The organism is uncultured Shewanella sp., from assembly GCF_947491715.1.
Lineage (GTDB): Bacteria > Pseudomonadota > Gammaproteobacteria > Enterobacterales > Shewanellaceae > Shewanella.
Window position 1 is genome coordinate 568615 of sequence record NZ_CANLKR010000001.1, and the last position, 12449, is coordinate 581063.

Consider the following 12449-nt stretch of genomic DNA (forward strand, 5'->3'; position numbering starts at 1 on the left):
GAAACAATTCTGTATAAATGAATAAGTGTACACTAGAAACCCAGTCTTGAATAAGCTAAGAGTCTTCATCATCTCACTCAGCAGGAAAATAATACACGCGGCTTATCATACCATTTGAAAACGCATAGACTGACATAGACTGTTGTGAGCTGGGGCCATTTTTGCCTTGCCAATGGGCCACCTCAACGGCACTCACTCGCTGATTTGTTGAAATAGTGTGAGTCAGTTCAGAGCGGCATGTTGGGCACGCTTTAAAATATGCATTCATGCTCTCTATGAGTGCTTGCTTCCCTCTGGCCTCGATCATTACTTTTTTATTTGAAATACTGAGCCATTCAATATCATCAGTAACCAGATTTGCCATCGCATGGCTGTCATGGGCATTAAAGGCCGCAATAAATCGCTTGACTGTATTTTCGATGGTCTGCTCGAAGGGGGGCATGAGCGGTGATCTGGGTTCAGTCGACAGCGCAGTGAAAGGAAACAGGAGTAACAATACGAAAGAAAACGATTTCAAAGGGATCATTATTTTTCCTTTTGTGTTTATTGAGTGAATGTGGTCAATGGATTGATTATGAATGTTGACCCTTGGCTAAATCCTTATATTTTTATCGGCACACTGACTAATAAGTGAAGTGTGTTATGTGCATTTTCACCTGCAAAGAATTATGGGTGTCTCCGTTTTTTTATTTCTAGGTTCTTTGTTTGTTGTACCTATGTGGCAATTTTAGTGTGTAGTGGAACTGTTGATTGAATACCTAAACAGTCAATTTAAAACTTACTGAGGTATTTTTCAGAATATCTAATGCGTTTAAATGGACTTCTTTGTGAAACATTGCTCTTTTATCATAGGGTTTTGCGATAATATTAGGATCTAGAAAGGCTTCAAAATCAGCTGTTCTTTTTTGTGCCTTTTCGATGATATCCAAGACATGAATACGTCCTTCAATATCTTCTTTTGTGTATACTTTTCCATCATTTTTTTTAAGAGTATTTTCACGAGCTGCACTTAGGTTTAGAAAATCCGTGGCTTCAACGAGCTTTTCATTGGCATTAAGCTTTGCTTTTAAATAATGGTACTCTTCTTTACTCAGGTTATGATCCACGATTTCTATTTCATTATTTTTATAAGTAAAATCAAATGCTTTATCTAATAAAGAGGGGTTTTCTTTTGCGATGTCATCTAAAACTTGCTGAGTTTCACTGAGTAAATCAGCTGCCGAACTTTTTTCTTTTTGCTGAAATTCCCACCATTTCGCCATAAATTTTTCATTAGCAATGAGATCAGCTTCTGTAATACTAGGGTTCATTGTCGCGTCGGTTTTAATTTGATCCACTGTGCTATTGCCTGTCGATTGAGTGCTTGCTTGTTTCGCTTCAGCATCAGATGGCGAGGACTGGATTCGATTGATCTGTTGGGGATCAATGTTTGCATATAAGGGGGTAATAGCGCTCATCTTTATTCCTTTAAAGCTGTATGTGACAGGTCATCATATTTATATCGGCACACTGACTAATAAGTGAAGTGTGTTATGTGCATTCTCATCAGCAAAGAATTATGGGTGATGTGATTAATTCTTCCGCAGGAAAACCGAAAAAGTTGCACTTATCATTTGAAACGAAGACCTAGATCTGGAAGAAGGTTGTGGATTATATCGAATAAAATAAGAGAGGACGCCTGTCTTGTGGGAAGTAAGGAAGCGCCAAAAGATTTCAATGAACGATTGAGGCTATAGGTGATTGTTAAGTAGTTTTCAATTCAATGTCGTCTGGGATCACCATCAAATCCCATGCAGTAGCTCCATTTTCATCATTACATTCTAAGTGATATGCCACCTCGGGATTTGAGTATATTTCTATGATTGTTGCTATATCACCAACTTCAGGATCACGATAACCCCAACCTTTTTTGGTCATAACCTTTTGATTTATAATTTTTATCAACTTAACTTCATCATATTGTGCAAATTTCATAGGAACCTAACCTTTAAATCGTGCGCATACACTTAACAATTATGGGTGTCTCAATTATGCCTTTAAGCTTGTAAAGACTCGGAAAGCCTATTTTTTAAGCCTTTTTCAGCTTTAACTTTGAATGATTGTCCAACTGATGTAGAAACACACAATTTTAAACTTTTTATTCCATGTTCTGAGTGCTGAGTTAACGCTTTAGGCACAGAAGTAATCCAATCTTCATCTGTATTCTCAAGATGAAAAGGGATTAAAAAAGTTCCTTCTTCACCTTCTTGCAGTGTTTTCGGAATATGATCAGAGTCAGGAGTTCCAAACATTTGTATTAAATGAATCTTTTTCTTAAACCTACCACATTCCCAACCAATTCCTGTTATTTTAGCGGGGCGAGTTCCTTTATTAACAATTTTTATCATGCATAAATCAGATACAGTTTTTGACCCTTTAGTGACTAATTGACGATGTCCAGCAACAATACCTAAATGGATTCTTCCTTGTCTATTAGCAAGCCATAACGATGTTACTACAGCACTTACTGTACCAATACTTGCTAACCAAGTACCTATAACATTCCATAACTGCAAAGAATCTGAGTCCATACATTTCCTTAAAAGCATAGTTCAAGTGCACATGCTCGTTTGTTACATTAGAGCTGTACTCTTACAAAATAAGAAGCACAAATAATATACTGTATTTAATAATATTTATCATATTTTAGTTAGATACACTAACCTGAAAAATGCGAAAATAATTATGCCCTTATTTAACAGTCTTTTAGGTTTTCTGTTTAATATTGGAGACAAGGTATCGCTTTTCGACACCTTTAGCTGTTAGAACTCTTTTTGCATCAATTAACAACTTTCCGCTACCCTCGGTTTCCTGCGCAAAGTGCATGGACCAAGTTAATAACTGTTTTTGAGCAGAGCTAACATTTTCGTTGATTTTAAATGAAACAGTTTTGTCTAATGAATCAATATACATACGGCCATAGCCCGACAGTATATTGTAACGTGTAACGTTGCATGTAATATTTTCTGTTATTTCATTTTCAGTTCGTAGTGAAACACTTTTTAGAGTTTCACAGTTTAAGCTGATGACATTACCTGTCCTAGGCCGATTCAATGATATAACAACGTTTTCATCTTTTTTAATAGGTCTATGAGCTTGCTCAAGGGGTATTTCTAAAACTTCTTCCATTTCACCGATGAACGGCTCTATTTTTTCTTGAAGCTTTTTAACATGCGGGGTTTCGGGCTCGTATGCGATTTCAAGTGTTTTTGACCAAGTCCATTTAATTAAATCATAAAAAGCAGCAGCTACAACACTAGCCCCAATAGCTTCTTTGTTTGTAACTACTAATGTTACAAATTGCTCAAAGCTACCTTTTTTGGATGGATTTAAGAATAGTTCCGCACCATCAATTCTATTTCCAGTTTTTCTAATCTCACCATCATTCAATAAAGCATGAGTTGTAATTGAAATTGCTTTTGCAAAGCCTTGAAAAGAAACTGCGGCATCATACATGTCGAGCTTACCATCTGTTGCGACTCCATGATGATACTTAATTGCGAATGTTATTTTTGTCACAGGTACTCCTTACTATGACTGGTACGACCGAAAGCCTAACGCCCACTTTAGCGGACAAAAATTGTTGGTTATAATGTGTAATGGAGAGAATATAAGTAACTTTTTTGTTATGTTTATAGTACTTGCTAGCTACTTTTTCTCGCTATTGTTAGCATCAATAAGCATTGTAATACTTGTAATAATATTTTTATAAGACTCTTTTCTAACTTCAATATCGTCTACTTCATCAGCTAAACGTTGAGCCATTAAAATATTGTCGTTTATAACTGGTTGTTTAAAATATTTGTTTAATTGGGTAAGTGATAACTTGTGAACATCTAAAAATGTTTTAGTAATGTATGCACTAATCCCACCTCCAATTGCAGATATAGCTGCGCCAGCTACTACATTATCAGTACCTGTATCATTTAAAATGAAAGCACCGCCCCAAAAAATAAATCCCATTCCAAGGAACATCGAAACAATTGCAAAAACAAATGACCAACTTGCCCTAGTTCTTGTCTCTTGCTGATATTTCTCAATTTGCTTGCTATACAAGTTAAATAAGCGCCCCATCACCAAAGCATTTTGATTATCTTCAACGACCTTTTTAACCTGCTTAGTGGCTTCCTTTAGAGTGTCATGCTTATCTTTTAATTGACTAATTTCAGATGAGAGGGGGTAAGTTGAAAGTTCAAACGCAGCTTTTTCCGCCTTTTCAACTTTTTCTGAATTGGACTTGGACTTTACATAATCAAGAACCAATTTCAAAACAATCGTGACAGCCATTGCCACAACAATAAGTGGCTTATCACCTAAACTTTCAATTATGGTACTCATCTAATTTTATATCCATATTAATAGGGTAAAACTGGTAGCTAACAGCTTATTCAGCAGCAGGATAATCTTCCAGACTGCTGATTCCTTTTTTAAAACACATCACTAGGCTAGATTACACCGCTAACCCATTGTTGTAAAATGATTATCAATCAACTCTTTTCAACAACAAACAATCCCTTTGCTAAACTATTTATCAATAAGAGATCAAAAAAACATGAAGCAGTGTTTACGAGGTCCGCATATCACTTTTTAACATTTAACTAAAAATTGAACTATATCAATTAATTGTGAAATATTTCTACTTTATATTCAATATAAACTATTAATAGTCAGCCATTATTAATAGTTTAATTAACGGACTGAGAATACTGTCTTTACCAGTTAAATTTTTACCTTCTTGTAAAGATTTTAAGGCTTGTTCAAAATCAAAAGACTGAGTCATGTGTCATTCCTGTTTTTAACTATTTATTGTACGGAAATGACACAGAATGACGAACACTACCGCCTTTCTCTCAACTGCTTTTCTAGTGTACGAGAAGTTGAAAGAATTGCATTGATAGCCGTTGCAATGGTTTGAAGATCAAACTCCTCTCCTCGAAATTTAAAAACATTTCGGGTTGGATCAAACCAACGCATTAATCCTAATTTAGCAGGGCCAACGATTGTATTAGCTGGCCCAATGATATCACTTACAATAACTCTATTTGTATTATTATTTCTCCAATGATCTAGACGTTCATCGTAATGCTCTAAGTGATCACGTAATGTCCTTTGTTTTAACGGGTTTGAATCATCTAAATCATACTCTCCCTTCAAAACTCTTCCCCTTACAACTTTGTCGTTCTGTTGTAAGCGGCTTTCATATTCTTCATCGGTTTCTCTCTTTTTTTGTCTGAACTGTGGAGGCCAGATAATTCTAGATACGTTACTAGCATGTGTTAAAAAACTATGAATTTGTCTAAATACTTCAGAATGATAGAAATTAGATTCTTCTTTTTCTAAGTCACCTTTATTAGTTTGTTGTAATGCATGGTTCAGGTACTTGATTGCTGCAAGAGCAAACTCACACTGTTTTTTTACCTCACTAATATAAACACCCTTTAAGAAATCATCCATCTATCATGTTTACTCCATTGTGAAACCGCATAACGCTGCCAACAAAGGCCGAGCGTCTTTTGCGCAAGCGACTTTGCTTGGCCTTGTTATAAGTTTTACATGCGAGTAGTTGGATCACGTTTAAGCTCCCCTAAAAAATACTCATACGCCTTGGATTCATTGGTGAAGCTCTTTTCACCAGTTCTTTGCCCGCGCTCCGAATAATAGACAAACCATTTACCCGACTCTTCCGACAGGCAATACTTTTCACTGGGCAGGCCGCCATTTAAAGAATACGCTTGAGAGGTTATGCCGAGATTCCTTAATTGTATTTTTAATTCATCGATATTCATTCTTGGCTTACTTATAACGCCCGGTTAATGTGTGAGCCAATGCTGGCGGGCGATTTGCGCAGCAAATGGCGTGACGGCTTTGGTGAATCACAATTTAACCGCTTGTTAGAGTTACCTGTGCACCTGTACTATTTTTACATGCTCTTTAGGTGTTTTAATATTTATATTATTTAATGACATTTTTATGGTGTCTTTGAGATTATCTTCATCATGAGCTGCTATAAACATTGCTCGAAGAAAATAAAAATATGCAGACTCTTCACCTGTAAAATTATAAGAGTAACGGTTATCAGAATATAGCTCGATAACAAATTCACAAATACCTTTCTCTTTTTTAGGGTATACCTCATTGAAGTATAAGCCTGTAATGGAAGCTCCATATTTACTATCAGACTTAAGTTGAGATTTTAAATCTATGATATCAATGCACGCACTATATAACTCTTTCGCCTTAACATTGTTTAATAGAAGATCTGCAACCTCAATTGCTTTAGTTACATCTGACAATGAAGGTACAACATATTCATGCTCTACTTTATTTCTTAAAGCACGTACTTCAGATACTAATATAGAAGGAGCAAGCCCGAGAGCACAAAAAACTTTTAAGCTTTTGGGAACAATTCTTTGTTGGCTTTCATCTAAAACTTCATTGCAAAAATTTATTAAATTTGGGTCAGTGGAGCTGGAGTCGATATTAAGACTTTTTAATGTCGATTCTACGAGGCAATCAATGCTTCGTTTGGCATTAGACAATGCATTTATAAGACTTTTATCATCCCCATTTTTCAGATCAGATTTCGCATATTTTAAATAGGTATCTGGAGATACAGGAAAAGCATATTCAAAATTTATATTATCGTGATAACCAATAGCTAAATTTGTAAAGTCTACTTTTGATATTTCAAATAATTCTTCTAACGAAGAAACATTTATATCTTTTTTTTTACTAGCTGATGACTCAGACATTAAATGTAATTTCCATATTGGGTGGTAACTCTAACAGCTTATCCAACAGCAGCAGGATAATCTTCCAGAATGCTGATTCCTTTTTTAAAACAGAACATTAGGCTAGATTACACCGCTAACCCATTGTTTACAATGATTATCAATCAACTCTTTCTTAACATTCTAACTGAAAATTTAGTTAGAATGTTAATTGTGAAATATTTCTACTTTATATTCAATATTATCGCAGCATTGAGTAGTGCTATTCGAATTGAAACTAAAAACCCAACTCGAAGAAACACATTGCTTTAATGCTTTTCAAATCAGTGTGAATGCATCTGTATGCCTTCGGCTTCAAGGCGAAAACCATGAAATGGCTGCTATGAGCGACAAATAAGGACATTTGGCTGGCACTTAGGCAAGGATGCCATTTGAAGTCGCAGAGCGCCCAGGGCCAAAATTGTTCCCAACAATTTAAGGCATTCTCCGCTATCCATGCAGGTCAGATGGGTTTACAGCGTGCTACAGAGGTATTTGCACAACAGCCTGCGGCAGCAATTGATATAGCTGAATTAATGCAATCCAAACACACTTAATCAATGCCAAATAAATCCAAATATAAAATGTTATCAGCTTTCATTTGAAAGCTTACACACGTTGGGCGTCATGATGGTTATGAAGGGGGAAGGTATACATTGATTGTTTCAGTATGCATACCATAAATCTAATTCATAAAACTGATTTACAAGGTATATTGCTAGAGTTGTAACTAATATGGAACTCATAAATACAGGAACGATACTTGGTTTATATATGAGGGTTTTATATTGGGTCCCCAGAAAGCAGAAGTGAAATTTTAGACATTTATTTGTATAGCTTATTATCCAAGACTCAGTTTTATATTTTCTATCGTATTGTAAAAAACTAAAAAGCTGTAATAAGGAATGCTTTCCATAGGCAGATTGAAGTAATTCTATATCATAATGTAAATTAGAAGTGCCTATATTTTTATAGTAAATTTTGATTCCATCTTTTATTTTTTTTACCGAGATGACTTGATGTTCATTGGCATTAGATTCAAACTCTAAATTTTTTTCCCAATCACCCCTTTTATAAAAAAATATATTGTTTCCGTCTCGATAAAAAATATATGAAATAGGGAGGAATTTTATTTTATATTTCCATACAATTAGAGAAATTTGAATGGCTGCTATGTAAGCCACAATTTCTAGCTGATAGACATAATAAATGAAATACTCAATAACAGAGGCTATAAAACCAATGATTACAAGGATGAAAAGATCTATAATATATGTGTGATGCTTTGACACTATTTTAAATTTCGATGTTGAAATCAAATTTAACTTCCCTCAAGTGAGTTCAAACTCTTAGTGACTACCATATAGTTATTATTAATTAACAATATTGCTATAATATTACAAGGTAGTAAGACAAAAAGTCAATTAAATTAATATTTTCAATGTGTTGGTTAAGTTGTTTATTTTTTAGATGTTAAAATTTGCGCACTTATTCGAAGAAACACACTGCTTTTGCTTTTAAGGAGCACCATCGAAGTTACCGAAATAAAGCATTGAAAATATCGTGAGTGTGAGCATGGATGCTCACCTAGTTTTCGCGGGGCAGGATGCTCCATCGGAAACGGTAGAGTATTTTCCAATGAAGTATGAGGATAATAACTTCGTTTGGGGCAGCAGGGTGATCAAAGAGGGCGAAGGCCATTACCATGGCCTCTTTGAGCGAGAGACATCGGATGTCGAACTGGCCTTTAGATAAGGATATTATTTGCTGTAGATCCCCTTTTGGCCCAGTGTGGATGGGAGTCCACGACCTTTCATTAAGCGAAGCTTAATACTCTAATCCCAGTGTGAGTGGACACTCACGACCTTAGCCTGCGTGAACAATAAATACCAAGAAGGTCATGATCACAAGTACACTGCTTTAATGCTTTCAACCCAGTGTGAATATAAAAATAACCATCGGAAATAGGGATATTTTCGTTTGAGCCTATAGGGATATATTCACGGCGAGTTATTTTTGTATTTGCACAAGAGCCTGCCGCAGGCAATGTTAGTCAAGAAGGCTACGGTTTCAATAATACATAAGCTAATCATTAATAGGGTCTTTATTTGAATCAAAAAAGACCCATTGGAAAATGGGCCTTATTATTGAATGTGGATTAAAATCCACGACCTTTCATTAAGCGAAGCTTAATATCCTAAGCCCAGCGTGAGTGGCTACTCATGTTCATTCCTACCCTGTACGCAAACTCAGCAAGTGCGGAATATCCAATGGTTTATCATAACGACTCAATTGCGGGTTTTTCTGCTCAATGGCATAAATCGACATGCGATCGGCCAGTTCATTGCCTTCGATGCCAATGTGAGCGGCAACGTGTTTTATAGTGAGTGATTCTTTGAGTTTATTGTATAGGGCATAAGCTTGCTGAATGATCTCAAGATTTTTAATGTCGCCCGCTTTTTGTCGTTTCCAGCCTTTGGCCTTCCAGCCTGATGCCCATTGGGTGATGCAGTTTATGGAGTATTGGGAATCACTTAATATTTGCACCGATTGCTTAGCGTCGATGGCCGCTTTGGCCAGCAATAGGGCTTGATGAAGGGCATTGAGCTCGGCAGAATTGTTGGTGCCATTGGCCTCATATAAACCGTAATACAGCGCCGATAAGTCCGCTTTATGGTAAACCGCAATACCAGAACCTGCTTCGCCAGGATTGGGCTCGCAGCCCCCATCGGTATACAAGGTGACATCAAATGCTTGATGGCTTTCTTGTATCGCGCTAGGTGTGGTCTTTATTTTCGGTGCCCTTGTGGTTTTTTTATGGGTGGTGCCTTGGCTGCTGCCTTGAGAAAAAGCGGCTTTAGCTTCGGCCTCGGTTTTAAAGGATTTGTATTGCGCCCCAGGGAAATGCTCCACCTGTTTTTTGGTTTCATCCCACTGAGTAAAAATGCCCGTTTGTCTGCCTTTCCATACTACATAATACTTTTTTGCCATGATGCTCTCTGTTAATCAATCTGTGGGGTCAATATTGGCTGATCTTGGATCAAATAATGCCAATTTTAATAATCGTTATGCTAAGTCAGTGGGGTTAATGCATGCTTAGGATCATCTTTAAGTAATGCGGCCAGTTGCAAAATACCTTGTTGAAAATGGTGTTCATCATCGATGGCCATTAAAGACAAGCGAATGTATTCCTGATTTGATTTTGCCGATGAGTCCGGTGAAACCAAAGATCCTGACGTAAAAAAACGGCCATGGCTGATCAATATTTGCCTGTCTTGGGTCTCCATCATTAGAGTGTCGCCATGCCACTTATGGGGCAGGGCGAGCCAGATATGGTAACTGGTATCATGGCTATAATGGCTTAAAAAAGACAAGGCCTTTTTTGTAAATGCTTGGCGTTTTCGTGCGATGTTTTTTTGCGTGTCTACCAATGTTAATGCCTCTCCTGACTCGATAAGGCATTGGGCTAGGTTAAAGGTTAATGGAGAAGCGAGCCAGATGGATGCGCGAATACGTGCCGTCAATTTTCGAATTTCATTGCGAGGCGCCTTTAAATAGGCGCATCGCAGTGCGGGGCTAATGGCTTTGGAGAGCCCGCTAATGTGAAAGCTTTGTGTTGGAATGAAATTCGTGATGGCGGGGATCACCTCATCATTTAAAAAACCATATAAATCATCTTCTATTAACCAGGTTGAATGCGCCGCTATTATCTTTGCAATGGCCTTTCGACGCGTTAATGGCATGGTGATGGTAGTGGGATTCTGATGAGAGGGAAGAATGACCACCAACTTGATATCATGACTTGTTAATGCTTGGCTGAGCGCATCGGCTTTCATGCCTTGCTCGTCCATGGGAATGCTAATAAGGGTTAATCCGTGGAGCTGTGCAATGGATAAAATACCAGGATAAGTATATTGCTCAACGGCAATTACATCGCCGGGTTGAGTATAAGTTTGGATGAGTATGTCTAGCGCATTTTGTGCGCCATTGGTTAGCAAGATGTCTTGGGCGTGCACAACGTCTAATCCAAAGGCCCGTGCCCATTTTGCCCCGGCTTCTTTATGGGCCATATGGCCACTATGATCGGTATAGCCCAACATATCGAGGCTTAAATGCTGTGCACTTTGTCGAAAGGCGGCTTGTAATGTACTTTGGTTGTAGATTAAGCAAGGTTGAAGAATAGAATAATTATATTCTCGTTCAATATCGGTTGCTTGTATGGCATTTTCAAGCATGGAATTAGCACAGACAAAGGTGCCTTTACCGACAAAAGAGACGACTTTTTGTTGCTCAACTAATAATGAATAGGCTTTTGCAACTGTGCTGGGTGTCGTGCTCAACTCATTTGCCAATATTCGGTGTGGAGGCAATTTAGTGTTAGCAGGGTATACACCCTCTAAAATACGGTTATCGATAGTTTGGGCAATGTGCCTAAACTTATTATTACTCATGAAGAGCAGTCCTTAAATAAACAATAAAGGGATCCGGTGTCAGTGTAAGGAGAAAAGCGCAGTAAGTAAACCTATGTCAAATTGCTTATTAAATATAATTGACATAGGTCAATATGGCCAAGTAGACTCAGTCAATATTAATCATCTGACGCTTTATACTCCTACTTTTCAATAACGGGGCATGTTAAAGCGTGAACACAGAAAGAGGCAGGGCGTATGAAATCAGTAAAAGTGGCATTTGTGGGTTTAGGCGTGATGGGTTTTCCAATGGCTGGCCATCTTCACAAGGCTGGATATTCAACCACAGTGTTTAATCGCAATAGTGACAAAGCAAGTAACTGGACTCAAGAGTATCAAGGAATGAGTGCGAATACGCCCAAAGCGGCGGCGATGGACGCCGACATTGTATTTGTGTGCGTGGGGAACGATGATGATGTTAGAAGTGTGGTTTACGGTGAAAATGGCATTGCTGCGGGGATGAAGTCTGATGCGATTTTAGTGGATCATACCACCACCTCGGCGACATTGGCGGTAGAACTCAGTGAGTATTGTCAACGCCAAGGTGTGCATTTTATTGATGCGCCAGTGTCAGGCGGTCAAATGGGGGCTGAAAAGGGTGCTTTAACCATTATGTGTGGTGGTGAGCCCAGAATTTTTGAACGGGTGCAGTCCGTCATGGATGTGTATGCGAAACAAAGCACCTTGTTAGGGGAAAACGGGCAAGGCCAGCGCTGTAAAATGGTGAATCAAATTTGCATTTCAGGGGTGCTGCGTGGATTGAGTGAAGCATTAACTTTAGCCGAAAAAGCGAATTTGGATATTGAAGATGTGGTTAATACTCTAAAGCATGGCGCAGCGGGTTCTTGGCAAATGGAAAATCGGGCCGTGACGATGGCTCAGGATAAATTTGACTTTGGTTTTGCCATTGATTGGATGATAAAAGATTTAGGTATTTGCTTAGATGAGGCAAAGCAACATGGCTTAACACTGCCGCTTACTCAGTCGGTCAATGATGATTATCAAGCCTTGTCTGAGCAAGGATTAGGCCGTATGGATACCTCTGTACTTATTAAGGCGTTATCTTTGGAAAAATAGCCTAAATTCGGCGTTAATTGTCTCGCTTATCGAGAGGTTGCCATCATAAACAGGCGCTACATTGCGGCTGTTTATGACGCTTTAATGACTGCGT

Annotated in this window: 12 protein-coding genes and 1 pseudogene; 1 reads left to right on the plus strand and 12 read right to left on the minus strand. The window is 37.9% G+C overall.

Translation table 11 applies throughout. From position 1 onward, the window contains the following. Positions 1–73 precede the first annotated feature (73 nt). From Q0779_RS02540 to Q0779_RS02595, 12 genes are all read right to left on the minus strand, one after another. On the minus strand, positions 74–526 hold the full coding sequence (locus tag Q0779_RS02540; RefSeq protein WP_298769153.1) for a nuclear transport factor 2 family protein: 453 nt from the start codon (positions 524–526) through the stop codon (positions 74–76). Between the two features lie 232 nt (positions 527–758). Next, complete coding sequence (locus tag Q0779_RS02545) at positions 759–1457, minus strand: hypothetical protein (protein ID WP_298769155.1); 699 nt, start codon at positions 1455–1457, stop codon at positions 759–761. 286 nt (positions 1458–1743) lie between these two features. Next, positions 1744–1974, minus strand: a complete 231-nt coding sequence (locus tag Q0779_RS02550; RefSeq protein WP_298769157.1) for a hypothetical protein — start codon at positions 1972–1974, stop codon at positions 1744–1746. Positions 1975–2036: 62 nt separating this feature from the next. Continuing rightward, a complete protein-coding gene (locus Q0779_RS02555; protein WP_298769159.1) occupies positions 2037–2570 on the minus strand; it encodes a hypothetical protein in 534 nt (177 codons plus the stop codon). Between the two features lie 175 nt (positions 2571–2745). Then, positions 2746–3558 (minus strand): hypothetical protein, encoded by an 813-nt coding sequence (locus tag Q0779_RS02560; RefSeq protein WP_298769161.1) that lies wholly within the window; start codon positions 3556–3558, stop codon positions 2746–2748. A gap of 129 nt (positions 3559–3687) precedes the next feature. Beyond that, positions 3688–4377: a hypothetical protein gene (locus Q0779_RS02565; RefSeq protein ID WP_298769163.1), complete on the minus strand. Its 690-nt coding sequence runs from the start codon at positions 4375–4377 to the stop codon at positions 3688–3690. A gap of 498 nt (positions 4378–4875) precedes the next feature. After that, entirely contained in the window at positions 4876–5493 is a 618-nt protein-coding gene (locus tag Q0779_RS02570) for a hypothetical protein (RefSeq protein WP_298769165.1), read from the minus strand. 95 nt (positions 5494–5588) lie between these two features. Further along, the gene (locus tag Q0779_RS02575; protein ID WP_298769167.1) at positions 5589–5825 is read right to left on the minus strand and encodes a hypothetical protein; all 237 of its coding nucleotides are present in this window, start codon (positions 5823–5825) and stop codon (positions 5589–5591) included. Positions 5826–5936: 111 nt separating this feature from the next. Next, on the minus strand, positions 5937–6791 hold the full coding sequence (locus Q0779_RS02580) for a hypothetical protein (RefSeq protein WP_298769169.1): 855 nt from the start codon (positions 6789–6791) through the stop codon (positions 5937–5939). A gap of 683 nt (positions 6792–7474) precedes the next feature. After that, positions 7475–8128: a hypothetical protein gene (locus Q0779_RS02585; protein WP_298769171.1), complete on the minus strand. Its 654-nt coding sequence runs from the start codon at positions 8126–8128 to the stop codon at positions 7475–7477. Positions 8129–9041: 913 nt separating this feature from the next. Further along, positions 9042–9800, minus strand: coding sequence for a ribonuclease H family protein (locus Q0779_RS02590; protein ID WP_298769173.1), 759 nt, complete (start codon positions 9798–9800; stop codon positions 9042–9044). Positions 9801–9880: 80 nt separating this feature from the next. Beyond that, positions 9881–11260, minus strand: a complete 1380-nt coding sequence (locus Q0779_RS02595) for a PLP-dependent aminotransferase family protein (protein WP_298769175.1) — start codon at positions 11258–11260, stop codon at positions 9881–9883. Positions 11261–11470: 210 nt separating this feature from the next. Here Q0779_RS02595 and Q0779_RS02600 point away from each other — a divergent pair. Further along, positions 11471–12355 (plus strand): annotated as a pseudogene (locus Q0779_RS02600) (NAD(P)-dependent oxidoreductase); the annotation flags it as partial. Positions 12356–12449 lie beyond the last annotated feature (94 nt).